The following is a 24067-nucleotide window of genomic DNA, read 5'->3' as shown; positions in this document are numbered from 1 at the left end:
TGTCAAGCTATTTTCTACAAAGTCTATTTTTTTTATAGTTTAATAAAGAACAATCTAGTCGAGAACAACGCCGGTGGCTGATTCCAACCGGGCTTTACGGACATGAATTTCACCGAGCAGTGTCTGGCATTCCCGCCGCAAGTCCGACACTTCTCGCAGTGATTCAATGAGCACAGAAAGATCAAGCCGGCCATTTTTGTACGCCTCCAGTCGCGAGGCATAGGCCTGCTCCGCGCGGGGAACCAGCTCTGTCCGGTAGCGGCGAGCCCGATAGGACAAGGTTTCCAGCGAGACCCGGGCAGCGGAGACAAATGCGCCGGACTCCACGTCCAGGGAATCCGCCCCATGGAGCTCGTCGCCGGTTGCAACCGGAGAATCGGGACGGATCGTCTGCTGGAACACAACGATAAAGCGCCGGGACTTGTAGGATTCCGCCAACTCCCGCGAGTCGAAGGCCGGGGCATATTCCCGGAGAGGTTCGAGCGCAGGGATCGCATCTTCGGGGGCATCACCGGTCAGGACATTGAGGCGAATCGAATGGGTTTTTTCCCGCCCTTCGAGCACGAGAAGATTCTCCGACAGACTCGCCCATGCGATCTGGGCCTGGAGGGCTTGTGCCTGATCGATTTTCCCGCCGGCATAGAGGGTGTTGGACAACTCGACCATGTGCCGGAGAAGCACCACGCTCCGCCGAACCTCATCGGTCTGGCCCCGGACAGACGCGAGCTCCGCATAGGCCATTCTGATCTCGGCCCGAAGCTGGTCATAGGCTTCATCCCGGAAATCGTCCTGAGCGGAGTCCGTATCCCCTAGGAAAGAGGCGGATTCGTGTATCCCCGAGAATTCCGCCATGCGGTCGGGCCCTATCCCCCTGGCGATCCGCAGTCGTTCGCCGACATCGTGTATGGTCGGCCTGACGGCAATTGCTTTTTCGTAGAAATAGGCGGTATTCCGCAGGGGCTCCCCGGCCCCGGCAGAACCCGCCGTCATGAAGAAAACGACAACAAACGCAAATAGCCTGCGACCGATGATTCCAGGCTTCATCCTTCCTCCGAAAGTCTACCCATTCACAGAATAACGGTCTCAATTGCTTCTGGCCCGATTCCCTTGCGGTAATCGAGGAACTTGATCTCTGAAGCGGTGACCTCGTAGAAACCGAAAGTCCCGACCCCGTTCTTTTCGATATGCTCCCGGACAAAGGGACTCCGTTCCGCGATCGACCGGACGGCACGCTCCAGCTTGTCGTCAGCGTCAATTTTGGCTGCGCTGCCGATGACTTCGGCATTGCGGAATTCGTGCAGCTGCTGCCCCTCGTGCTGGAAGAAAAAGGAAACTCGATTATTCGCCTCGATCTGCCGGGTCTTGTCGGCGTTGGGGAGCGTGGCAAAATAGATGCTGCTTCCCCCGTTGTCCAGGGCAAATGCCCCGATCGTCCGCACAACCGGGCTTCCGTCTTCCCTCACCGTGGCCAGTTCCGCCCACAGCGTCCCACCGATGTACTCGATGATCTCCTGACTGATTTTTCCGTTCACATTACTTCCCATGACGTACCTCCCTTTCCTGACTGTTTTCGGACGGCCCATCCCGTCCGCTCTGATTCGTGCAACTCACGCAACATTCCGCCCCCCCTGTTCGAAGTCAGATCCCCTCGGCCTTCCCGACGGCGACGGCCTTGTCCACCTTCGCGAGTTCGCGTTCCCGCAGCCAGGCAAAGATCACCGGGGTCACGATGAGCACGTGAAGCAGCGAAGAGATCATGCCTCCCAGCACCGGCGTCGCCAACGGCTTCATGATCTCGGCGCCCGTCCGGCTGCTCCAGAAGATAGGGATGAGTCCCGCCACGATGGTGGAAACCGTCATGACCTTCGGCCTCAGCCTGAGCAGCGCTCCTTCCGTCACTGCCTCCCGCAGGTTTTCCCGCGTCAGCCGCCCGTCCCGCTTGCGGACCCGCGCCACCGCTTCGTCCAGATAGATCACCATCACCACGCCGGTCTGCACCGCCGTACCGAAGAGCGCGATGAATCCGACCCAGACCGCAACGGAAAAGTTGTAGCCGGTGAAGTAGAGGAGATAGACCCCGCCGGTGAGGGCAAAGGGGACGGCCAGGATCACGTGGAGCGCTTCCCTGACGGAGCGGTAAACCATAACCAGCAGGACGAAGATGATGAGGAGCACCAGCGGCACCACCACCTGCAGCGTCTTCCTGGCGCGGAGATGGTTCTCGTACTGTCCCGACCACTCCATGAAGCAGCCGGGCGGAAGCTTCAGCTTCTTTTCCAGATGCGCCCTGGCCTCGTCCACGAAGCGCCCCATGTCGCGCCCCCTGACGTTCAGGAACACCACCGAACGGAGAAACGAATTCTCGGCGTTGATCATGGCGGGGCCCGGCACGCAGGAGATGCGGGTGACCTGCCCCAGCAGCACGTCCCCTCCCCCGCCCATGCCGGTCACGCCAACGCCCGTTGGCGACGTCTCTCCCATCACGGAAGAGCCGGCAGCGGTCCCCATGCCCGCCGGCGCCATACCGCCACCTGGAGAGTAGACTGCGGCAGACGCGGCCTGCGGAGTCCGTGGTGCGCGGAGCGCTCCCCGCGGGATCGGGATCCGCCGGATTGCCTCCAGGTCCTGGCGGTAGTCCCCGAGGAAGCGGACACGGACCGGGAAACGCCCCCGTCCCTCGATGGTGCTCGTGGCGACCATGCCGCCGAGAACCGTCTCGATGGTGCTGTTGACATCGTCAGCACTGAGCCCGTATCGCGCCGCCGCCGCTCGGTCCACCTCGATATCGAGATACATCCCCCCCTGGGTCCGCTCGGCCACCACGTCCGCCGCTCCCGGCACCTCCTTCAGTATCTCCGCGGCCCGGACGGCCAAATCCGACAAGGTGTCCAGGTTGTCACCGTAGATTTTGACCCCCAGATCGGTCCGCACACCCGTAGAGAGCATATTGATCCGGTTGATGATCGGCATGGTCCAGCCGTTCCCCACGCCGGGAATCTGCAGCTTTTCGTTCAGCTCCGCGACCAGCTTCTCCGTCGTCATTCCGGCGCGCCACTTCTCCTGGGGTTTCAGCAGGATGATCGTCTCAAACATGGAGAGGGGCGACGGGTCGGTGGGGGTATCGGCGCGGCCCACCTTTCCCAGCACGTAGCCGACCTCCGGCGTCTCCCTGATGATCCGGTCCTGGAGCGTCACCAGCCGCTTCGCCTCGTTGATCGAGACGTTGGGGAGCGTCACCGGCATGAACAGGAGGCTCCCCTCATTGAGCGGCGGCATGAACTCCTTGCCGATCCTCGTCGTCAGGGCAAGCGCCACGACAAACAGGAGCAAAGCCGTGGCGACGGTTTTCTTCCGGTTATCGAGCGCCCACGCCAGCGCCGGACGGTAGAGCCTTGTCAACGCCGCCATCAGCCGGTTGTCCTCTTCCCGGCGCAGCTTTCCCCGGACGAGAAGCGAGCAGAGCACCGGCACGAGCGTCACCGCCAGGATGGCAGAGCTGACCATGGCGAACGTCTTGGTGAGGGCCAGAGGGCGGAACATCTTCCCCTCCGTCCCCGTCAGGGCGAAGACCGGCACGAATGCCAGGATGATGATCGCCATGGCGAAGAAGATCGGGCGCCCCACCTGGTGAGCGGCTTTCTCCGTGATCGGGACGATTTCCTCCTCATACCCGGCCCCGTGCCGTTCGGCGTGGCGTATGACGTTTTCGGTCATGACGATGCCCGCATCCACCAGGACGCCAATGGCGATGGCGATCCCTCCCAGGCTCATGATGTTGGAATTCATCCCTGCCAGATTCATGCAGAGGAATGAAAAGAGAATCGCCAGCGGCAGCGGCGCCGTGACGATCAGAATGGAGCGGAAATGCCACAGGAACAGGATGTGCGCCAGCGTGACCAGGACGATCTCTTCCAGCAGGGCATGGGAAAGGGTGTCGATGGCCCGGTCGATCAGCTCGCTCCGGTCGTAGGCTGTCGTTACCCTCACCCCGGCGGGGAGCCCCTTCCCGAGGCCGGCGAGTTTCTCCTTGACCCTCCCGATCACCGCCTTGGCGTTCTCTCCCGAGCGCATGACGACGATGCCGCCGACAACTTCCCCCTCCCCGTTCTCGTCGAGGAGCCCCCGCCGGCTTCCCCCGCCTATCTGGACCACGCCGAGGTTCTTCACGTACACGGGGACCCCGGAAACGGAGGTGGCGACAACGATATTCTCGATGTCCTCCTTCCCTCGCAGGTAACCGCGTCCCCGCACCTGGAACTCCGCGGCGCTCCGCTCCACGACGTCGCCCCCCACGTCACGGTTGGAGAGAGAGACGGCCCGAACGACCGCCTGCGCCGGTATCCGGAGATCATGCAGCTTCAGCGGGTTCAGGTCGATCTGGTACTGCTTCTCGAAGCCGCCGACCGATGCAACCTCCGCCACCCCCGGAACCGTTTGCAGCCCATTGCGCAGATACGTGTCCTGGATCGTCCGCAGCTCTCCCAGGCTCTGCCCATTCCCCTTCAGGACGTACCAGTAGACATGGCCGACGCCGGTACCGTCAGGGCCGAGCACCGGCGTTACTCCCCGGGGGAGCCGGTCCGCCAGCTGGGAGAGCCGCTCCTGGACTCGGCTCCGCGCCCAGTAGAGATCGACCGCGTCCTCGAAGATGACGTAGACCATCGAGACGCCGAACATCGTCGAGGAGCGGACCGCCCGGACGCGGGGAAGTCCCTGGAGGCTGGACGCAAGAGGGTATGTCACCTGGTCCGCGATGACCTTAGAAGAGCGTCCTTCCCATGTCGCATAGACGATGACCTGGTTGTCGGAGATGTCGGGAATGGCGTCGACCGGGGTGCGCAGGAGCGCCCAGCAGCCGAAGACGACCAGCAGCAGCGCGCCGAGGATGGTCAGGGAGTGGTTGCGCAGGCAGGCGGTGATGACCCGTTCGATCATCGTCCCGTGCCTCCCTGCTGTTCAGGAGCTTTCGACCGTGCGCTCTTCAACCGGCTCTCCGCATCGATCAGGAATCCGCCCGAAGCGGCCACTGTCTCGCCGGCGGAAAGACCGGAGAGCACCTCGTAAAAGCCGCTCCCCCGGCGGCCAAGCGTAACATTTCTCGGCTCGAAGGTGCCGGAAGAGGACTCGACCCAGACCAGTGCCCGGTCGCCGGTGACCACCACCGCGTCTTCCGGCACCGCCAGCACCCGGACCTTCTGCCCTTTGAGCGCCACCTTCACGAACATCTCCGGCTTCAGGAACTCCCCCGGGTTGGCAAGGTCGATCCGGACCTTCAGCGTCCGGGTCTCGGGGTTTATGACAGGGTCAACGAACGCCACCTTCCCCCGGAACTCTCTGCCGGGCCAGGCCTCCGTCGTGACTACCGCAGGTGACCCTATGGCCGCCCTTCCACCCTCGTTCTCGTACAACTCCGCATGGACCCAGACGCTCGACAGAGGCGCAACCGAAAAGAGCAGCGCCCCCTCGGTCACATACTGTCCGGCAGTCACGAGCCGTTCCGTGACAACGCCGGAAGCGGGCGCGTAAACGGTAACGACCGATTTCGGCTGCCGTGTCCGCACAAGCTCGGCGACCTGCGCATCGCTAAAACCCCACTGCCTCAGGCGTGCCCGGGCAGCATCCCGCAGCCCCTCCATCATCGCTCGCGAGTCCGCGAGGGGACTCTCCTTTGCCCGCTCGGCACCCTCAACGGCAAGAAGGTATTCTTTCTGAGATGAAACGAGTTCCGGCGAGTAGATATCCAGCAACGGTTGTCCCGCCTTCACCCGTGCGCCGGTGAAGTTTGCATGAAGCCGTTCAACCCGCCCGGAGATGCGGGCCGAGATCTTTGCCAGCCGCCGTTCGTCCCACGCCACTTTCCCGGCCGCAACGGTATCGATGGAAAACTCGCGGAATCCGGCTTGCGTTGTCGCCACATTTGCCATGACCCGTTGCGCAGGGCTCAAGGAAACGCCGCCGGGTAGATGTGACGCAGATGAGGACGCGCTTCCCTGCGACACCGTAGTCTGCACAAGCGACATCCCGCAGATCGGGCAGGCGGCAGGTTGATCGGAGACGATGAAAGGATGCATCGGGCAGGTGTATTTCACCGTACGGGCTACCTCACCCACCCTACCTTTTGGGTGGATAACGTTGCGGGTGGCCGGCACAAAACGATAGACGGTCAGCGCGCTGACGATCAGAATCACGCCGGAAACGACGACAAGCCTCACCCGCGTCGTTCCCAGCACAGCCGCTCTGTTCTTAGGGCGTTGATTGTATCGATCGGTTCCCGCCTCATCACGCATGTATGTTGTCCTTCCAAATCAGAACGCCCGGTCGGGAATTCCATCCAACCGGGCGTCCTGGCATTTACCAACTAGAACAGTTTCCGCTTTTCCGACTCTTCCTTCTTGATCTTGCTAAGGATCTCAGCCGGGAGGGCTATCTTGCGGTATTTGGCGAACTTCTCGCGGTAGAGGGGCGGTGGTGGCGGGAAGTCCTTCGCCTCGAACTTGACCGTCGGCACCGGCTTCACGAACGAGTTCTCTATTCGCTGGGGCTGGAAGAGCTGTTTCCAGGTTTCCTTCCCGGCGTAGGCGTCCAGCGGGCCAAACTTTTCCTTCGCCACTCCGGTATCGGGGGTATCGGGAATTGTGTAGGTCTGGACGTCCTGTTCCACGTCCCAGATCTGGGCAGGCCCCCCGCCATGGAGGATCGCGCGCCGTTCGGCGCCGTTGGCTGTCAGCCCCCCTTTGTACCCCTCTTCCCAGGGATAAACGTTCTTGCCATAGAAGTTAACCACGCCGGCAAGCCCCTTCTCGGCAACGAGTTTGAAGTTACCCTTGCGGTCCCACTGCTCGGTTCGAATCACGTGGCCTGTCTTTTTCTCGTGCCAAGTAATCCATTGGTTCAGGTAGTACCCTTTCTTATTATGCTTATGGAGTACGACATAAGTCTCAATGCCACCGTCCTGGCGGTAAGGACCCTTGATCGGCCCGTAGGGCTTCTTGCTGTTTACCGCCTGATACAGGATGTCTACCCCGATAATCTTCGAGTCGTATTTCCAGAAGTCGCGGAGAAAGACATCGTCATAGGTTTCGATAGCACCAGGGATGTAATCTTCGCCGCTTGCTCCCGATATCCGACGGACGCGCCGTAACGAGGGGAGATAAGCCCAGCGATCCTCGACCTTAGAGATACCAGGACCGTCCTTGTAGAACTTGGAGAGCGAAACGGTCCCGGCCGACTCCGGTGGGCTGGTCACGACCACCAGGTAGGCTCCCTGCTCCGTTCCCGGCTTCAGCCCGTAAAGTTGCTCGGCAAAAGTCTTGAAATGTTTAATCGTATTACAAATCGTATCAGACTTGCTCACAACTCCGTTACGGTCCTTTGTGCGGGAAATATGATACCCGTGATGGGTCTGGAGACCGCACATGACGGTCCCTCCGCCCCCCGCTTCCCCGAGGGCGCTCAACTCCTCGCCGTTGTAAGGCGGCTTGAACGGATATCTCTCCTCGGGGAGGTAGGGAAACTCCTTATCCCTCGGGATTTCGTGCGACCAGCGCGCATCGATCTGCCAGTATGCCTTCTCGTCCGGCGTCAGTTCATCCACGTACTTCCAGGTCCGCCCCTCCTTCTTCGGGTCCCATTTCCACTCTTTCCAAGGGGAAGAGGACTGGACCGGCGACCAGGCGACCTTCCCCCAGTCGACGTTTTCCTTGGCGGCGCTGAATTCGACCGCAACCGAAAGCGCCGTGGCGGCAAGGAGACTGGCTCCAACAATCCTTTTGCTCGTTTTTCCCACTTTCATCGTTTCTCCTTTCCGATTCTGGCCACATCATGTCCGTATCGTCTGATTGGCTGTATCAACGCTTCGTGCTCCCGACAGAGTTGCTCCATACTCCTCCTTCCTTTTTCTTCCGCATCAATACCGTTTCCTGAAGATATCGCGTGACGTTGCGGCCACCCAGGGCCGCCCATCGGAACCTGCCGAGATGCCATACAGCGTCTTTCTGGTCGGCAATTCCCCACCAGGCGTCCACTTGCCGTCACGCAGAGCGAGGATCTCCCCGCCGCGGCCCACGATGTACCCGTCCTTCCCGCCGGTAAACGCCACGTTCAGAAACGTCCTCTCCACCGGACTCTCGGCTTTGGACCACGACTTGCCGTCGTAGCGGAGGATCGTCCCCTTCTCCCCGACCGCCCACCCCTCGTCTGCACTTCGGAACGCGATGCCGTAGAGGGTCCGGTCGGCAGGGACGGAAGCCTCCTTCCATCCCGTGCCGTCATAATGGAGGATCACCCCCTGGTTTCCCACGGCCCAGCCGTCACGGGGGCCATTAAATACGACCCGGTTGAGTGCGACTTTTTTCAGGAAAGGAACCTTCCTCCACGCCGTCCCATCGTAGTGGATGATGGAGCCGCGCTCTCCCACCGCCCAGCCATCGGTAGGCGAGGTGAACGCCACCGACGTCAGGTGCCACCTGTCCGGCTTGGGCACCTCCTTCCAGGCGTTGTCCGAAAACTCCAGGATCGTGCCGTCGGCGCCCACCGCCCAGCCATGCCCCGGTTCCGGGAAAGCAACCGAGAACAGCGGGACCGCGACAGGGGATTCGACCGGTTGCCACTGCGTGCCGTCGAACCGCAGGATCAGTCCGCGCTCCCCGACCGCCCATCCGTCCTTTTCCCCCACCGGTTTGAGGTCAAAGACCACATGGTTGAAGGGGAGACGGTAGGGAACCCACGAGGATGCCTGGATATCCTTCCCTTCCCTGCCGGAACCGGAGCAGGCGCACAGGAGCGACATAGCCACCGCAACCGCTGCAATTGACCCGGTCGCGCGGCGAAAGCCACCCGTCCACGGCAGGTTTACTTTCGCGTGTTCATTTCTGAGCTTCATGTCTCCCCTCCCCTCCTTGGTACCGTTAGAACTCGTACTTGATATCGACGGTCACGTTTTTCCACTTCCGGTAGGCGCCCCACGGAATGTCGGTGTCCTTGCCGAGATAATCGTTGTAAGCCACCGTCGCCTTAAGAAAGTCGTTGAATTTCCAACCGGCTGACACGTTGTAGCTGAGCCCGCTGTAGACCGAGCCGCCGGAGATGTAGCCGGTGGTGCTCAGGGTCAGCCTGTCGTTGGTCTTGCGGACTGAGTGGCTCAGGTTGACGACATGGAGAAGATCATTGCGGACGGCGCCGGTGCGCTTGTCATACCCCAACTGGCGGGTCCAGATCGGCTGATAGAGGATATCCACCTTGTTTTCGGCCGACCCCACAGAGGTTTCAAAGGCGACGGCGAGCTTGAGCTGGTCCTTTTTTACGATTCCGTTGAATGCCGCCGGGTCGGTGGTATTGAAGGTCTTCCCAGACGAGTAGAGAGCTTCCGACCGGATGATCAGCCGCTGGCCGAGGATGTTGGTTCCATAATCCAGTGCATAGCCGAAACGGTTCAACCGAGTGTGGCGAAGCTGGTTATCGGAGCTGAAATAGACCGGATCGCGGTCGAAGCCGTAATAGTAGATGCCGCTGAGCGACAGGGCACCGATGGTGGTATCCAGCCGCACTCCCGCTTCGCTGTCAGCGAGTCGGTCAAAGCCCCAGGGTTTGTCATGGGGGGTCTGGGGAGCATTGGCCGGGGGAGAGGGAGCAAACGGGTACCAGTAGGGCGAACCGGCAGCCGGCCCGACGTTGGATTGGAAATCGGGGTTCCAGAGGAGGTTGACAGTGAATGTTTCAGTAGGCCTCACGGAGACATTGGCCATCCACTGCCCAATGGCACGCCACTCATAGTCACCGATGTGGAAATCGACCACGTCACGGCCGTCCGCGGCATTGACGATGTCGATGACCTTGCCGTCCATCTTGCCCCAGTTCACGATCTGCTTGCCGAGGGTGAAGTTGACGTTCCCGTAATTCCCGCGAAGATACGCTTCGCGCACGATCCGCTTGAAATCCTGATAGTACTCCTGGTTGCGCGATCCATCGGTGTAGAGGCCTGCACTGTGTTGCAGGGCGTACGCCCCGTCCCACTGAAAATTGTTGATGTTCACGAATTCAAGATTGTCATTGGCCTGGTACTTCAACTCAAGCTGGGTGCGGACTTCCTGCTTCTGTAGCCGCCAGTCCTTGTCCCGATGTCCAAGACCGACGTTATGATCGGTGCTCGTCGTATTGATCTGAGAGATATTGTTGATGAAACCCTTGACCCGCAGCCCCGGAACAGCCTCCTCCAATGGAGCCGAAACATACTTCCCGATGGGGTTGAAGTCGCCGACCCAACCGGTAACTGCCCAGAGCGGCTTGTAGACGAGCCAGTTGAACGGATCGAACGATTCATGCAGGGTTTCCACCTCACTCGACTCATTCGACGCGCCGGCAGGTTCGGGAGCAGGCACATCGGCTCCGGTGGGGCTCTCGTGTTCTACCGAGACAGCGGCATGTTCAGGTTCGGCTGAACCAGCGGTCTGTTCAGGTTCAACCGTGCCGGATTCCGGTGCGGGAGAGACGGCTGCGGCCGGCTCGGCGGGCTGGTCATCGGACCAGGCGGGGACGGCGGCCGCTGCAAACAACAGCAGGGCCACCAGCGGTACCATTTTCTTCGCGTGGTGGGTCATGAGCTTTTAATCCTCCTTTTTGAACAGAAATTTCGGCTTGAGGACCGACAGGAATACCGGGAAAAAGAGCAGCGCAATGATCGTATTGGCCATGACCACCACGCTCAGCATCGAGCCCAGGATGGCCTGGAAGCGCATCTCCGACAGGCAGAGCGTGATGAGTCCACCGGTCATGGTGAGGCCGGTGAAGAGCACCGCACGCCCCGATGTGCCCAGTGCCTTGATGTATCCCGTGACGAAGTCGCCCGACTCGGAGATTTCCTCCTTAAGCCTGGCGAGGATATAGAGCGAGAAGTCGATCCCCAGGCCGAAGCCGAGGGTGACGACCGGCAGCGTATAGATGAAAAAGCCGATGCCGCCGTACCCCATGAAGGCCATGGTGATCGCCTTGCCGATCAGCAGCGGGACGAAGATGATGAGGGCGGCGAGCACCGACTTGAAGGCAAGGACCGTCAGCAGCAGGCAGACAACGACCACGATGGCGACGCTCAGGAACTCGTTGCGCTCGATCTCGTCGTTTATGGCTGCATAGATACCCGCCAGGCCCCCGGGGAACTCGAACCGGGCGGGGCTGGTCTGGTTCTTCTTCAGGAATTCCCGGGTGTCGGCAATGACGTTGCGCAGCGTGTCCGGCTTGCGGTCCTTCAGGAAGACCGCGATGGTCCCCGCCCGGTAATCCTTGGTGAACATGTCCTTGGTCTCGTCGTACCCTTCGCTGCCGCCGATCATTCCGATGAACTCACCCGCCATGGCGGAATCGGTCGGGAGGATCTCCCACCGCGGGTCGTTCTCGTGCATGGCTGCGTTCACCTTCTTGAGGGCATCCACGTAGGAGATGGAGTACCCCACCTCCGGACGTTCTTCGAGGTGCCGCTGGAGGGCGTTCACGTCCTGGATCACCTTGGCGTCGTACAGGGCGCCGGTGCGGTCTCCCTCGACGTTGATCCAGTAAAGGTTGCCGCCAGTCATCTCCCCGACCACCTTCTCTGCCTTGTTGTAAGAGGAGTTCGGCCAGAAGTCCGGCGACCCCGCCTGAAGCTCCCCGACCTGCACCTTGAAGGCGCCGACCAGCGCGATGACCAGAATTACCCCGGTTAGTCCCAGGATCGGCCATTTGCCTTTATCGAGGGAAAAGGCTGCCAGACGCTCGAAGAACGGTCCGAACCACCTCTCCTCCCGCTCGACCGACTGTTTCTTCATGGGGGGCAGGAGCGCCAGGGCAACCGGTATGAAAATGAAGCAGCCTATGTAGATCGCCACGATGCCGGCTGTCCCGACGAGCGCCATGGACTGGATGCTCTTGAAGGGGAGGAAGATGAGGACGAAGAGGCCGACCGCGTCGGCGAAGATAGAGGTCGTCATCGGTTTCAGCAGGCCGACCATGGACTCGACGGCGGCCTCCTCGCGGTTGCGGCCGGCCGCGAATTCGTAGTAGTAGCGGGAGAGGATCTGGACCGAATGGCCGTGGGCCAGGGCCACCAGCAGGAACGGAATGGTCACCGCCAGGACGTCGATCTTGTGGCCGAGAAACGCCATGAACCCGAGTCCCCAGATGACGCCGATCAACCCCGCCGAGAGCGGCAGCAGTACGCCGCGCACCGTCCGGAAGTCGAGATACAGCGTCACCACCATGACCAGTACGGCGATGCCGAAGACGGCCAGGATTCCCCTGAAGGCAGAGTCGATATAACCCAGCATGATGGGGCGGCCAGCGACGAAGAACTCGGTGTTCGCGTCCCTTTCTTCAGAAACGATCTTCTGGATGGTCTCGAAGATGTAGCGGTAGTCCTCCTCGAACCGGAATCCGGCCAGGATGAGGGTCCGCTTTCGGTCCGGCGACACGATGGAGCCGTAGACCATGTCGTTGTTGAGCACTTCCTCCCGAAAGGCTGCCGCCTCCTTCGTGTCACCCGCCGTGATTCTTCCAACGATGTCCTGGTACTTGTCGAAGTGGAGCGAAGAGTAGCCCAGCTCGTCGTAGGAGAAGTTGACCCGCGAGAACTTCCGTGAAGCAACCGAGAGGATCTTCGAAGTGACCACCCCCTGCATCTCGCGCAGCTTCTGGTCGATGCGGTGAATCTTGGCAAGGTTCACCGGATCAAGCACGTCCCCCTGCTTCACCTGGACGGCGATCTCAACCAGGTGCTCGCCGCCGAACGTCTCCACCATTTTGTCGGTCAGCTTCACGTAGGGATGGTTCGGCGGTACGATGTCGCCTCCCCCGAAGGCTATCTTGATGTCCTTCAGGTGCCAGGCGAAAAAGAGCGTCACAGCAACGATCCCCAGCAACACGGCAACCCGAAAGCGGACAACCCATTGAGCCAATTTCCGTATTACATTCATTCTTCCCCCCACCTGTTCCTGACTCGTCATATCTACACACGAAAAAAGGCCAGAGGGTTTCCTCTGGCCTCCAGTTGCCTGGTCAGCTTCAAACTATTTCGTCTACATATTTAGTAGATTTAAATTACAAAAAAAAGCCAAGGGGATTACCCTTGGCCTCCAGTTATCTGGTCAGCAGCTTTAAACTATTTTGTCTAGCTGAAAAGTAGGCTATATAAATAAAATTCATTTGTCAAGGCGTTTTTTGCCAGAATTCGCCTGATTGTTTTGGTCATGCTCCCGGCTATTCAAGGGGTAACGTTGACAAGCCGTCTTCACTGGCCTTCAGTCCCTTCTCCAGGTCATAGATCAGATCATAAGGGTCTTCGAGGCCGATGGAGAGACGGATGAGGTCTTCGGTAACGCCGCTCTCCAGCTGCTGCTCGCGGGTGAGCTGCTGGTGCGTGGTGCTGGCGGGATGAATCACCAGTGATTTGGCGTCACCAACGTTTGCCAGATGGGAGAAGAGCGACAGGCTGTCGATGAACCGCAGGGCCGCCGCTGCTCCTCCCTTGATACCGAAGGTCAGGATGGAACCGGCTCCCTTGGGTGCGTATTTCTTTGCCAGTTCGTTGGCAGGGTTGCCGGAGAGTCCCGGATAATTAACCCACGCAACCTGCGGATGCTGCTGGAGAAACAGTGCAATCTTCCGGGTGTTCGCAACGTGGCGTTCGATACGAAGCGGCAGGGTTTCCAGCCCTTGGAGGAACAGGAACGAATTGAACGGGCTGATGGCGGCACCGGTGTCCCGCAGCAGGGTCACCCGCGCCTTGATGATGTAGGCCAGATCTCCGAAGGCCTCCACGTACGAGAGGCCGTGGTAACTCGGGTCGGGAAGCACCAGCCCGGAAAATTTGCCGTTGGTCCAGTCAAACTTCCCGCCGTCGACAATGACCCCACCGATGGAGGTGCCGTGGCCGCCGATGAACTTGGTGGCCGAGTGAACCACGATATCCGCCCCCCACTTGATAGGACGGGAGAGGTAGGGGGTGGCGAAGGTGTTGTCGACGATGAGGGGAATGCCGTTGTCGTGGGCGATTCGGGCCACCTGCTCCACGTCAAGGATATCGATCTTCGGGTTGCCGATGGTTTCACCATAGACCGCGCGGGTCCGGCCGGTGATCGCCTTGCAGAAATTCTCCGGGTCGGAGGGATCTACGAAGACCACCTTTATGCCGAGCTTCGGCAGTGTGTGCTGGAAGAGGTTGTAGGTGCCGCCGTAGAGGGTCGATGACGAGACAATCTCATCCCCGGCATTGACGATATTGAGGAGCGCGTAGGTGATGGCCGCCTGCCCCGAGGCGGTGGCAAGCGCCCCTACCCCATTCTCCAGGGCGGCAATCCGTTCTTCGAACACCGCCTGGGTGGGGTTCATGATCCGGGTATAGACATTCCCCACCTCTTCAAGGGAAAAGAGCCGGCTCGCCCGGGCGGTGTCACCCAGCACGAACGACGTACTCTGGTAGATGGGGACCGCCCGCGCCCCTGTCGTCGGATCCGGCTCCTGGCCGGCGTGGAGGGCCAGCGTGTCGAATCCCCATTCCCGTTCCTGCAACTGTTCTGCGTTCATCGTTCTTCCTCCTTTTTGCGATTACTGGTAACTGCCCAGAATCGCCCCATAGATATCTTCCGCGAGGCGCAGGCCACCGCGGTATCCCACGTAGGAACGGTCCAGCACCAACCGGTCGGTGACCGGGAGGGAGAGGCTTACCTGATACCCTTTCAGCTCGGCGGCGATGTCCTTGTCCCAGGTGCTCCCGATGATGAGCGGCGGCCGGTGGTGCCGCGCCTCCCTCAGGTGCCGCTGCACCGCGCCGCCATCGGGGGTAAAGGTCACCGGCGCCGCCACGGAGGGGGAGAGCGCGGCGAATGCGCCCCGCAGGGCATCCCGGTGCTCCGGCGGTGTCTGGTCGGTGACGAACTGCTCACCGGGAAGAAGTCCCAGGTCATTCACCAGGAACCGGCTCACCCCCAGGGCGTAGAGGGAGTCGCACACGGTTACGAAACGTCCGGGGAGGTCGTAGCGGAACTCCAGGATGAAGTCGGCGGCCCGCTCCAGATAGTAGTAGAACCGCTCCTCTTCTCTTCTGATGAACGCTTCCGTCCTTGCCCGGTCTATCCCCGCAAACTCGCCGACCGTGGCGAGGAAGCGGCTCGTTTCGGTTCCGCCGACGGGAAGCACGGGATAGTGGAGCCAGGGAGTCCCGTAGCGCTCCTCCAGGAGCTGCGCCGCCTTCACCCCCACCCAGGGAGAGACCACGAGATTGAAGCGGGCAACGGGAATCTTCCGCCAGGCCTCGATGCCGCCGGAGCCGGGACCGAACAGGATGTTCGCCTCCAGCCCGATGCCGGCCAGAAGCTCCCGCAACCCTTCCAGGTTGCCGCTCCAGAATGGATCCAGATAGGGGACCGACGCGAAGACATTGACCAGGTTGGGGATCGTTTCCCGGGCGGGGCCAAGGAACTGCCGGATAATGGCGTCGAGCAGCGCCTCGTGCCCCGCGAAACTGGTCCCCTTGAATCCGCCAGTCTCCGCATGGACGATCGGCACCCCCCGTTCGCGGAACTCCCGCACCACCTGCGCCGTATCGTCACCGACAATGTCGCTGGTGCAGCCGGTCAGGACCACGAACAGGTCGCCATCCATCACCTTGAGCGCTCCCTCGATAACCTCCCGCAGCCGCCCCTCGCCGCCGAAGACAACTTCCCGTTCACCGGTATTGGTTGAGGGGACCGCGCTTCCCCCGGCATATCCCGCCCCCTGGAACCCGTTGCAGAAGCTGAGTCCGCTCCAGAGCTTGCTGCTGCAGCCGGGACCGGCGTGGACGATGGGCACCGCCCGTTCGATGGCGACCACACTCTGCTTGGCGCCGAGCATGCAGAAATGGCGGGGCTGTTCGACAACGGCGCTCATGCTCCCTCCCCGAGAAAGGCGAAAGGCTCCTGGGAAAGCCACCACTCCGTGTAGGGGAGTCGCGTGTGGCGGGCCAGGTTGCGAACGAACGCCGGATTCGTGATAGTGTCCAGGATCTTCCGCCCATAGTTGAGGAGCCCCTCGTAGCCCAGGCCGAAGTGCTCATCCCCCATGAGGAAGGTGGGGATGCCGAGCTTGGCCCCCCAGACCGCCATGCCGTTGTGCCGCACGATGAAGATGTCGGGACGGAGCCGGTTGAGGAGGTTCACCAGCTCGAAAGACTGCTTGTTGCAGACACTGAACGGCACTTCGCCATACTCCGTCACCACGTGCTGCAGGCTGTCACCCCGGGGGTCGCCATGGTCCAGCCGCTTGTCGTGGTGCCAGACGCAGGCGCCTGGCACCTCCATCCCCAGTTCCCTGAGGATTGCGATAAGGCTGTGACCATGCACCGCCCCGGCGCTGACGAACCCGCGCACCCCTGCAAGGCGCTCCCTGAGCTCCGCCAGTTCCGGCGCGATCCTCTCCTTCTCCTCGGCGATCAGCACCTCCACCTCCGCCTCTTTCCCGGTCACCCGCCCCAGCTCCCGGAACCAGGCATCGGTCCCGGCAATGCCGTAGGGGGACGGCGCCTTCACCTCGGGCACCCCGAAGTGCTCTTCCAGCCCCGCTGCCAGGTAGGTGCCCAGGGTGGAGCAGACCTGCACCGTAGCCGCCGCCTCGGACAGGCGTTCCAGCTGTCCGATGGTGGTGAAGGGAACCACGTAGTTGGGGGTCAGGCCAAGCCTCCCGAAGAGGTCGGTGAAGATGTCCTCGCCCCAGAAATTGATGACGTTGATCAGGTCCGGCCGCCGGGTGGCCGCCGGCTTCATCACCCGGCGCAGGATGGCGTGATAGGCGGCGTCAAACCCGGTGGCCCAGATCTGGGAGCGGAACCCCTCGCAGGAGATGGAGACCACTGGAATGCCCAGTTCCTCCGTCATCTCCTCGCATATTCCCGCCACATCGTCGCCGATGATCCCCGAGGCGCAGGAGGTGGTGACAAAGATCACCTTCGGCGCGAAGCGGGTCTTGGCCTCCCGCACGGCATCCTTCAGCTTTCCCCCACCGCCGAACACGATGTCCTGTTCGTCCAGATTCGAATTGAGCAGCTTGGCGTTGGCGAGGCGCCAGCCCCGCTTGGCCTGCCCCGCCCGGTTGATGAAGTTGAAGTTGCCGAAGTCACCGGCGCACCCCAAGGGCGCATGATTCACCACCGCCGCATCCCGGATCATCGCCACCTGGCAGATGGCGGTGATCGAGGCGCAGGTGGCGCACTGGGTGAAGCTCCGCTCCCGCTCCTTGAGGGAGCCGTCCCGGGAGCGCCGGCACAGCTCCCCGGCGCTCCCCTTGTAGCCGGTTACCGAACCGAGACGGCTTTCCCGGATCGGGACCTCAGCGGTGTTCAGGTTGATGGTTGGCATGGTATTACAGCGGTCCCGCATACTGGGACGCCACATCCTCCATCAGCGCGACGCCCCCCCGGTAGCCGGCATAGGTGCGGTCGATGATCAGCCGGTCGTACGAAGGGAAGGAGACGCTGAGAAAGACCGCCTCCCCCTTGGGAAGGAACTTCTCCAGGGAGCTGCCGAGAAGCAGCTGCAGGGAGTGCTTCTGCAGGATCAGCTTGATTTTGTGGGAGTCGGTCTCGAAGAAGACCTTCGGCTTCACCACGCTCGCCAGCCCTTCGGTCAGAAGACGCCGGATCTCATCCCGCGACTCCTCGGGAGGGTTGTCGCTGACGATCACCAGCTCGGGAAGCCACCCCAGCTCGTTGCTCCCGTAGCGGGTGAGCCCTATGGCCGTGCCGCTGTCGGCGATCACCCCGAAAAAGGCGTGGGGAAGGCCGATGACCAGGATGTCGCCGAAGTATTCGGCCGAGCGGTATGCCCACCACTCCTCCTCCTTCACCACGCGGTCGATGTTCTTCTTCGGGAGATTCAGAAGCTTGCCGACCTGGTACAGGAAGCTCGTGGTGTCTCTCGGTCCCACCGGCACGAAGGGGATCACCTCGAAGGGGGTGTCAAACTTCTCTTTGAGCTTCTCCGCCGCCTTGATCCCCACCCAGGGGGAGAAGACCAAGTTCAGCTCCGCTGCCGGTATCCGCTTCAGGGCCCCCAGGCCGTCCTTCTCGGAGAAGACGATGTTGACCTTGACACCGGCCCGCTCCAGGAGGGACTTGATGACCCGCAGGCTCCCCTTCCAGTGCAGGTGCTGGCTCGGGACGAGGCCGAGGATATTGACGAGCTTTTTCTCCTTCGGCAGCGGCTCAAGCAGCTGCTCGATCACCGCGTCGAGGAAATGCTCGTAGCCGGTGTAGGAATTACCAAGAAAGCCGGCGGTCTTCACGTGGATGATCGACGCCTTGTCCCTAAACTCCTTCACCACTGCATCCACGTCATCGCCGATGAGGGACGGAATGCAACCGGAGATAACCGCGTAGAGGTCTGCCTTGACGATCTTGAGGGTTGAATCGATCAGGGAGCGGAGCTTCTCTTCGCCGCCGAAGACCACGTGCTCCTCCACGAGGCAGGAGCATGGGGTGCTGGTGTTGCCGTAGTTGCCGGCGGCGTTCTGTCCGCCAGCGTAATTCTGGCCGAACTGCTGGCCGATGCCGCAGCCAGCCCCCGAGTGGAGGATGGGGGCAGTGCCGTAGGCGGCCAGGGCTGCCACGTAGGCTCCACCAAGGGCGCAGGAGTAGCGGGGAGCCTCGGCTACCTCGGGATAGAGATCAATCACTTCTGCCGTTGCTGTAGCTGTCATGGGTTACGCCGCCTCCTCTTTCAGGTAGAGTGGTTTCGGTTGCTGGTACCACCACTCGGTGTAGGTGTCTTCGGTATTGGCCAGCATGGTCTGCTGGAACGACTGGTTGCGGGTCGACTGGAGGAGCAGGTTGCCGCACGCTATCGCCCCCTTGTACCCCGCCTGGCCGCTCCAGTCGCGGGGATCTCCGCGCAGGGCGTGAATCCTGGTCATCCCCTTCTCGCGTTTGTAGGCACTCCCTTGGAACGGGCAGGTGAGGATGATGTCGGGGTTGCGGGTTTTGGCGATGTGGGCGACTTCCGCCGCCTGGAACGTGTTGACCAGGAGGTCGAAGTCCCCCACCTCCTCCACCAGCTTCTCCGTCTCTTCCAGGACCAGGTTGTCGAAGTCCTGGCAGATGGCGGCGGTGGCCTTGACGCCGATCTCGTGGAAGAAAGGAGTCTGGGTCAGAAGCCGTCCCTGCCCCAGGGAGCCCAGCACGTCGAGGAGCTCGCCGTCCGGGTTGATGCTCCGGAACTCCTTCTGGATCGCCTCCAGTTGGGGAAGCCACTCGTCGTGCTCTTCGGCGATGACCTTCTCGACGATCTTCTCCCGCCCGGTGATCCGCCCGATCTCCCGCAGCCATTCGTCGGTGTGGGCGATGCCGATGGGGGACGGATAGAGGAAATAGGGGACCCCGTACTCCTGCTCCAGCCCCCGGGAAAGGTAGTCGGTATAAGTTGGGCAGATGGGTGCCGTGACCGCCGCCTCGCCCAGGATCTCGAACTGCTCCACCGTGGCGAACTCGGGGATGAAGTTTGGCCGCATACCGATCTTGTTCAGGAGCCGCGTGATCTCGATCCGGTCTTGCCAGGTGTAGGAAAGCATGCTGGCGATGTTCACCAGGTCGTGCTGCTTCTTCTCCGGAGGCTTCACCAGGTACTTGACGACGCCGTGCCAGAAGGCGTCGTAGCCGGTCTGCACCAGCCGCGACTTGCTCCCCTCGCAATGGACCGGAACGATGGTGGCGTTCACCTCGGGCTGGGTTTCCGCCACCACGCCGTCGATGTCCTCGCCGATGACCCCCGAGGTGCAGGAGGCGAGGATGAAGATAGCCTTCGGCTTGTAGCGGCGCTCGGCCTCGTGAATAGCGTATTTCAGCTTGTCAGCAGCGCCGTAGACCACGTCCCGCTCGTTCAGGTTGGTGGTCATCCAGTGGAACTCCAGGTTTTCCGGCCGTCCGAGGGAGGTGGGAACCGCCTGGAACAGCTCCCGGTACCCCAAGGCCGACGACGAGCAGCCGACCGGCGCGTGCACGATCATCACCGCATCGCGGATCGTCGAGATCCGGACCGTCAGGTAGAAGTTGAGGATGCAGCCGGAGGTCTGCTGGAACGCCCGCTCCTGGTGCTGCAGACTGCCGGCCCGGGCGTCCCGGATGATCTCGCTCGCCTTGCCGTAGTAGACGTTGACGCCATTGGCCCGCTGCTCCCGGTTGGGACAACTGCTTGTTTTCAGATCGATTCTGTCGCTCATGCCTCTCTCCTTTCTCTCTTTTCTTCTTCGGATGTCATTTCCTGTCTCATTTCCTTCCATTGTTGATCTTCTCAATGTCATGGGTAACCAGGTTCGCGGCGCTCACCTTACCCCGGGGGATGACCCTGTTGTCCTCCAGGTCCTTGATCCAGCGGGTTGCCAGTTTCTCGTCCACCTTCAGAGATTCGGAATAGTAGTGATAGCCGTTAACCGGCACCCCGATGGCCTCTTCGGTCAGCTTGGCCGCCTTTTCAGGATTGTGGTTAGCCCATCGCTGCCCCTTCACGATCGCCCGCGTGAACGCCGCCACCTTGTCCGGGTGTTTCTTGATGAAGTCGTCCCGGAAGACGTAGTAGGTGATCCCCGCGGCGGCACCCAGGCCGGTTTCGCTGGTGTCGGCGATCTTCCGGGCTCCGGCGTCGGCCATCCCCTTGTAGAACGGCGGGTGGACCTCGGAGACGTCCAGCAGCCCCTGCTTGAGGGCCTGGATCGCCTGCACGTCCGGCATGGTGACCCACTCGATCTTGCTGCGCGGAATCCCGTACTTGTCCGCCAGCAGGTTGGTGGCGAAATCGGCGCAGATGTTGTTCGTGATGGTGGATATCTTGATTTTTCCCGGCAGATTCTTCAGGTCGGCAAAGCTCTTCACGTTCGGGTGCTTCTTCGGGTTCACGAACCACCACATGTGGCGGAACTTGGGTTCAATCCGCTTGTCCGTCGGCTCAATATCCCCTTCGGCCACGCCAGTGATTTTGGCCCCCCCCGCCTTGGCCACGGCGATGGTATTGGGATGGAAGGAGCGCACATCATTGTCTCCCCGGAGGATCGATGGAATCTGCAGAGGGGGCTGGGTCTCGCCGGTATACTGGATTCTGATTCCCTCCTCGGCGAAGAAGCCGAGCCGGTCGGAGACGACCCATGGAGTCACCGAGCAGTCCTTGGCGGTCCAGGTCTTGATGACGAACGGTGACTTGTCCGGCTGAGCCTCAACCTTTCTGCTGCTGCCGCCGACACCGAAAGCTGCAACCAGTGCCAGCACGGCACCTCCCCCAAGCCATTTCGTCCAGTCTCTTCGCATGCTCATGGTGCACCTCCTTTCATTGCTGCTCGTGCCTAAGAAAAAAGGCCAAGGATCGAAATCCCTGGCCTCCAGGTGTCTGGTCAGCCTGCCGGAGTCTTCTCGACCCCATCAGTGTTTCTTCTGCTTAGAATGTCTGTTCATCGGCCCGACGGCAGCAGACGGGCGGCGGCCTCATAATAGGCGATCTTCAATGCTCCGCCAAAGTCGATGCGCTTCCCGCCATATCGAGCAATAAAGCGGTCGGCGGCTTTCCCGTCGGCAAAAGCGAGCTCCACGGTACTCCCCCGGCATTGGTTGCGGTTGTCGTAGACCACCCATTGAGCCTTGTCCGCATCAATGAGCCGCTTTGATTCATAGTCCGCAACCCTGAAGCGTTTCGGTTGTCGGGACGGCTGGGTCAGAAGAGTATCAGCCGCGCAGTGAAGGCCGCATTCGGCCCGCTTCGTTCCGTCTGCGTATTCAACAACCATTCGGTCATGGCTGCACTCCCTGCGGCTTGTGCCGCAGGTGTGGCACTCGGGATAGTTCCGGATATCCGCCTCGCCGAACGCGGCATACCCCCCCACCAGACTTACAACCCCTATCACCGCCAACACGATTGTCCGCTGTTTCATGGCATACCCTCATTCGTTTTGCCACCGGTCACGCACCCGCCGGAATCCATGATCCCGAGAGCAAAAACGAAAAAACCGGAAGCTCCTCATTGCGCACCCGCGCAAAGGGAACCTCCGGTCTGACCGGTCGGTTCGCCGAAACCTGCTCGCCCTGGCAGGTCCCGACCCAATTGTTATTTACTCTATCGTTTTGATAGTTAAATTAACTTTCTTCATTGGTGTTGTCAAGATTTTTTTTAAGCCTCCGCCTTGACCGCCACCCTTACAGGCATTACGGAGCGCAGTAGCGGTTCGAAAAAGACTCTCACACAAGCTCATCTCCTTCCACGCAGCAACTTGCTACTTGACAAAGCAGATAAATATTTTTAGCCTATCAACATGATAGACTTAATTCTACACTTTAATACAGCACAATATACAAGGAGGCACTATGGCAGCAGCAGCCGAAAGCGTCAGACGTTACAGCAGATTCTTTCATAATAGCGACGTCAGAACCGTCCTCGACTATGGAGCCGGCACGCTGCGAAACACACGATTCCTTGCCGCCCAGGGCTTCTCGGTCTATGCAGCCGACATCCCCGAGCAGATTGAGCGTATCATCCGGCTGGCTAGCACCATGCCACTCGCCGGAATCCTGGAGGCGGGAGAACTTGGCCAGGCCAGTCTGGATGTAGACCTTGTGATCTCCACGTACGTCCTCAACATCATTCCCGAAGGGACCGAAAAGTGGCGCTACCTGAAGAACATCGAGCTCAACATCCGCCCCGGCGGCTACCTCCTCATCGAGGTCCGTTGCCGCCGGGACGACGGGTCGTGCGGCAGCACCTGCGCCCACCACCTGACCTGCCCTGGGTGCGTAAAGACCTATTCTCACGATGAGCTCGATCGCCTGGTGGCCGCCTTCGGCTTCCGGCGCCTGAGCCATTACTATAGCAAGCACGCCCTGGCGGTGATCTACCGGAAGGAAAACGCCTGAAGAATTGAACGGGAACCGTGAGGAGGGAAAACCGATGAATGTCGTCTTGATCGGAGGAATGGACCGGCTGGAAAGACACTATATCGAGGAAGCGGAGAACTGCGGCGTGAAACTGAAGGTATTCAGCAAATCCCAGACCGGCTTATCTTCGAAGATCGGCAGCGCCGAGGCCCTGATCCTCTTCACCAACAAGGTTTCTCACCGCATCCGGAACGAGGCCCTGAACATGGCGAAGGCGCGGAACATCCCAGTCCACATGTGCCATTCGTGCGGGATTTGCTCACTGAGAACCTGCCTGCTGAACTGCCTATCGCCCCAATAAACGCGTCGCTCGTAAGGTTCGCTCGATTCCGTCATCAAGAGTCAAGACGGCCAAGAACTCTGGCCTCGCCCCCTGTTGCCTCGAATCTATGGTAAAACCTGCACAAAAATCCGGACTGCGCTGAACGCAACAAGCACAAAGAGGATCCGACGTAACGTGGCAGTCGGGAGCCGATGGCTCAGGATTGCACCCACCTGGCCTCCCAGCAGTGCTCCGATTGATACGGCTATCCCCCAAAGAAACGGTACCTGACTGGTCCCCCACTTGCCCAGAAAGCCGCCAAACGCCGAGAAAAAGGCAACTCCCGTGGTGGTACCTATTGCCGTCCGGACAGGGACCTTGAAGACATGAATCATCAGCGGAAGAATGATGAAAGCGCCACCCTGACCGATTATACCGGCCAGAAAGCCTACACCGCCGCCGAGCAGGAGTGAGGCTGGATACCGTCGAGGGCTCAGGCTCTCGTCTGTGCCCGGGCAGGTCGGTTCGGGAATCAAAAGAAGGAGTAAGCTCGTCAGCGCCATCATGGTAAAGAGGATTGCTATGAGCCGCTCACTCAGCGCTTGGGAGAAGACAGCCCCTCCCAGCGACCCGATTGCACCACTCCCGCCGATGGAAACAGCCAGGGGCAAATCCAAGGCACGATACTTCCGATGAATCAGAATACCGGAAATGGAGCCCGTCAGACTCTGGAGCATCGTAATTCCCACCGCCGGCCGCAGGGGGATGGGAACCCCTGCCAACAGGGGCACCGTTGTCAGCAGCGGCAGCATGATGATGCCACCGCCGATCCCCAGAAGGCCGGAGAGGCATCCGCCGACCACACCGAGCATAAACAGGTTTATGAACAGCAACGAAGTTGCCAT

General features: G+C 60.8%; 18 protein-coding genes and 1 pseudogene. 2 read left to right on the top strand and 17 right to left on the bottom strand.

What is annotated here, in order from left to right:
* Positions 1–54 precede the first annotated feature (54 nt).
* The 16 genes and pseudogenes from GPICK_RS01250 to GPICK_RS01180 all read right to left on the bottom strand — a co-directional run bounded on the left by GPICK_RS01250 (position 55) and on the right by GPICK_RS01180 (position 21903).
* The gene (locus GPICK_RS01250; protein ID WP_039739814.1) at positions 55–1044 is read right to left on the bottom strand and encodes a TolC family protein; all 990 of its coding nucleotides are present in this window, start codon (positions 1042–1044) and stop codon (positions 55–57) included.
* 23 nt (positions 1045–1067) lie between these two features.
* Positions 1068–1544 (bottom strand): pyridoxamine 5'-phosphate oxidase family protein, encoded by a 477-nt coding sequence (locus GPICK_RS01245; RefSeq protein ID WP_039739811.1) that lies wholly within the window; start codon positions 1542–1544, stop codon positions 1068–1070.
* Positions 1545–1638: 94 nt separating this feature from the next.
* Complete coding sequence (locus GPICK_RS01240) at positions 1639–4935, bottom strand: efflux RND transporter permease subunit (protein WP_039739808.1); 3297 nt, start codon at positions 4933–4935, stop codon at positions 1639–1641.
* On the bottom strand, positions 4932–5924 hold the full coding sequence (locus tag GPICK_RS01235; protein ID WP_236685606.1) for an efflux RND transporter periplasmic adaptor subunit: 993 nt from the start codon (positions 5922–5924) through the stop codon (positions 4932–4934). Before GPICK_RS01235 ends, GPICK_RS01240 begins: the two co-directional genes overlap by 4 nt.
* Positions 5925–6017: 93 nt before the next feature.
* Positions 6018–6287: pseudogene (locus tag GPICK_RS18135) on the bottom strand (heavy metal-binding domain-containing protein); the annotation flags it as partial.
* A gap of 71 nt (positions 6288–6358) precedes the next feature.
* Positions 6359–7792: an outer membrane lipoprotein-sorting protein gene (locus GPICK_RS01230; RefSeq protein ID WP_039739806.1), complete on the bottom strand. Its 1434-nt coding sequence runs from the start codon at positions 7790–7792 to the stop codon at positions 6359–6361.
* A gap of 114 nt (positions 7793–7906) precedes the next feature.
* Entirely contained in the window at positions 7907–8881 is a 975-nt protein-coding gene (locus GPICK_RS01225) for a WD40/YVTN/BNR-like repeat-containing protein (RefSeq protein ID WP_084201308.1), read from the bottom strand.
* Positions 8882–8906: 25 nt separating this feature from the next.
* Positions 8907–10595: a hypothetical protein gene (locus tag GPICK_RS01220; RefSeq protein WP_039739801.1), complete on the bottom strand. Its 1689-nt coding sequence runs from the start codon at positions 10593–10595 to the stop codon at positions 8907–8909.
* Positions 10596–10601: 6 nt separating this feature from the next.
* Positions 10602–12938 carry an efflux RND transporter permease subunit gene (locus tag GPICK_RS01215; protein ID WP_158414150.1) on the bottom strand — a complete coding sequence of 779 codons (2337 nt, stop codon included), beginning with the start codon at positions 12936–12938 and terminating at the stop codon, positions 10602–10604.
* A 283-nt stretch (positions 12939–13221) separates the two neighbouring features.
* Positions 13222–14547 carry an O-acetylhomoserine aminocarboxypropyltransferase/cysteine synthase family protein gene (locus GPICK_RS01210; RefSeq protein WP_039739794.1) on the bottom strand — a complete coding sequence of 442 codons (1326 nt, stop codon included), beginning with the start codon at positions 14545–14547 and terminating at the stop codon, positions 13222–13224.
* A 21-nt stretch (positions 14548–14568) separates the two neighbouring features.
* A complete protein-coding gene (locus GPICK_RS01205) occupies positions 14569–15891 on the bottom strand; it encodes a nitrogenase component 1 (RefSeq protein ID WP_039739792.1) in 1323 nt (440 codons plus the stop codon).
* Positions 15888–17354, bottom strand: a complete 1467-nt coding sequence (locus tag GPICK_RS01200) for a nitrogenase component 1 (RefSeq protein WP_039745108.1) — start codon at positions 17352–17354, stop codon at positions 15888–15890. The genes GPICK_RS01205 and GPICK_RS01200 overlap by 4 nt, the downstream gene beginning before the upstream one ends.
* Positions 17355–17358: 4 nt before the next feature.
* The gene (locus tag GPICK_RS01195; protein ID WP_039739789.1) at positions 17359–18693 is read right to left on the bottom strand and encodes a nitrogenase component 1; all 1335 of its coding nucleotides are present in this window, start codon (positions 18691–18693) and stop codon (positions 17359–17361) included.
* Between the two features lie 3 nt (positions 18694–18696).
* A complete protein-coding gene (locus GPICK_RS01190; protein ID WP_039739787.1) occupies positions 18697–20208 on the bottom strand; it encodes a nitrogenase component 1 in 1512 nt (503 codons plus the stop codon).
* A gap of 46 nt (positions 20209–20254) precedes the next feature.
* The gene (locus GPICK_RS01185; protein ID WP_039739785.1) at positions 20255–21292 is read right to left on the bottom strand and encodes an ABC transporter substrate-binding protein; all 1038 of its coding nucleotides are present in this window, start codon (positions 21290–21292) and stop codon (positions 20255–20257) included.
* A 134-nt stretch (positions 21293–21426) separates the two neighbouring features.
* On the bottom strand, positions 21427–21903 hold the full coding sequence (locus tag GPICK_RS01180) for a nitrous oxide reductase accessory protein NosL (protein ID WP_052263227.1): 477 nt from the start codon (positions 21901–21903) through the stop codon (positions 21427–21429).
* Positions 21904–22333: 430 nt separating this feature from the next.
* On the opposite strand from GPICK_RS01180, the gene GPICK_RS01175 reads away from it, so the two are divergent.
* Positions 22334–22879 carry a class I SAM-dependent methyltransferase gene (locus GPICK_RS01175; protein WP_039739784.1) on the top strand — a complete coding sequence of 182 codons (546 nt, stop codon included), beginning with the start codon at positions 22334–22336 and terminating at the stop codon, positions 22877–22879.
* Positions 22880–22913: 34 nt separating this feature from the next.
* Positions 22914–23201: a DUF2325 domain-containing protein gene (locus GPICK_RS01170; protein WP_039739781.1), complete on the top strand. Its 288-nt coding sequence runs from the start codon at positions 22914–22916 to the stop codon at positions 23199–23201.
* Between the two features lie 86 nt (positions 23202–23287).
* On the opposite strand, the gene GPICK_RS01165 is transcribed toward GPICK_RS01170, so the two are convergent.
* A complete protein-coding gene (locus GPICK_RS01165; RefSeq protein WP_039739780.1) occupies positions 23288–24067 on the bottom strand; it encodes a sulfite exporter TauE/SafE family protein in 780 nt (259 codons plus the stop codon).

The organism is Geobacter pickeringii, assembly GCF_000817955.1.
Taxonomy (GTDB): domain Bacteria; phylum Desulfobacterota; class Desulfuromonadia; order Geobacterales; family Geobacteraceae; genus Geobacter; species Geobacter pickeringii.
Note: the sequence above shows the minus strand (reverse complement) of the source record. Positions and strands in the feature narration are given on the sequence as shown.

Excerpts from the sequence above, each read along its gene's own strand:
- GPICK_RS01250 (WP_039739814.1), bottom strand. The coding sequence starts at position 1,044 with ATGAAGCCTGGAATCATCGGTCGCAGGCTATTTGCGTTTGTTGTCGTT.
- GPICK_RS01245 (WP_039739811.1), bottom strand. The coding sequence starts at position 1,544 with ATGGGAAGTAATGTGAACGGAAAAATCAGTCAGGAGATCATCGAGTAC.
- GPICK_RS01240 (WP_039739808.1), bottom strand. The coding sequence starts at position 4,935 with ATGATCGAACGGGTCATCACCGCCTGCCTGCGCAACCACTCCCTGACC.
- GPICK_RS01235 (WP_236685606.1), bottom strand. The coding sequence starts at position 5,924 with ATGGCAAATGTGGCGACAACGCAAGCCGGATTCCGCGAGTTTTCCATC.
- GPICK_RS01230 (WP_039739806.1), bottom strand. The coding sequence starts at position 7,792 with ATGAAAGTGGGAAAAACGAGCAAAAGGATTGTTGGAGCCAGTCTCCTT.
- GPICK_RS01225 (WP_084201308.1), bottom strand. The coding sequence starts at position 8,881 with ATGAAGCTCAGAAATGAACACGCGAAAGTAAACCTGCCGTGGACGGGT.
- GPICK_RS01220 (WP_039739801.1), bottom strand. The coding sequence starts at position 10,595 with ATGACCCACCACGCGAAGAAAATGGTACCGCTGGTGGCCCTGCTGTTG.
- GPICK_RS01215 (WP_158414150.1), bottom strand. The coding sequence starts at position 12,938 with ATGAATGTAATACGGAAATTGGCTCAATGGGTTGTCCGCTTTCGGGTT.
- GPICK_RS01210 (WP_039739794.1), bottom strand. The coding sequence starts at position 14,547 with ATGAACGCAGAACAGTTGCAGGAACGGGAATGGGGATTCGACACGCTG.
- GPICK_RS01205 (WP_039739792.1), bottom strand. The coding sequence starts at position 15,891 with ATGAGCGCCGTTGTCGAACAGCCCCGCCATTTCTGCATGCTCGGCGCC.
- GPICK_RS01200 (WP_039745108.1), bottom strand. The coding sequence starts at position 17,354 with ATGCCAACCATCAACCTGAACACCGCTGAGGTCCCGATCCGGGAAAGC.
- GPICK_RS01195 (WP_039739789.1), bottom strand. The coding sequence starts at position 18,693 with ATGACAGCTACAGCAACGGCAGAAGTGATTGATCTCTATCCCGAGGTA.
- GPICK_RS01190 (WP_039739787.1), bottom strand. The coding sequence starts at position 20,208 with ATGAGCGACAGAATCGATCTGAAAACAAGCAGTTGTCCCAACCGGGAG.
- GPICK_RS01185 (WP_039739785.1), bottom strand. The coding sequence starts at position 21,292 with ATGAGCATGCGAAGAGACTGGACGAAATGGCTTGGGGGAGGTGCCGTG.
- GPICK_RS01180 (WP_052263227.1), bottom strand. The coding sequence starts at position 21,903 with ATGAAACAGCGGACAATCGTGTTGGCGGTGATAGGGGTTGTAAGTCTG.
- GPICK_RS01175 (WP_039739784.1), top strand. The coding sequence starts at position 22,334 with ATGGCAGCAGCAGCCGAAAGCGTCAGACGTTACAGCAGATTCTTTCAT.
- GPICK_RS01170 (WP_039739781.1), top strand. The coding sequence starts at position 22,914 with ATGAATGTCGTCTTGATCGGAGGAATGGACCGGCTGGAAAGACACTAT.
- GPICK_RS01165 (WP_039739780.1), bottom strand. The coding sequence starts at position 24,067 with ATGGCAACTTCGTTGCTGTTCATAAACCTGTTTATGCTCGGTGTGGTC.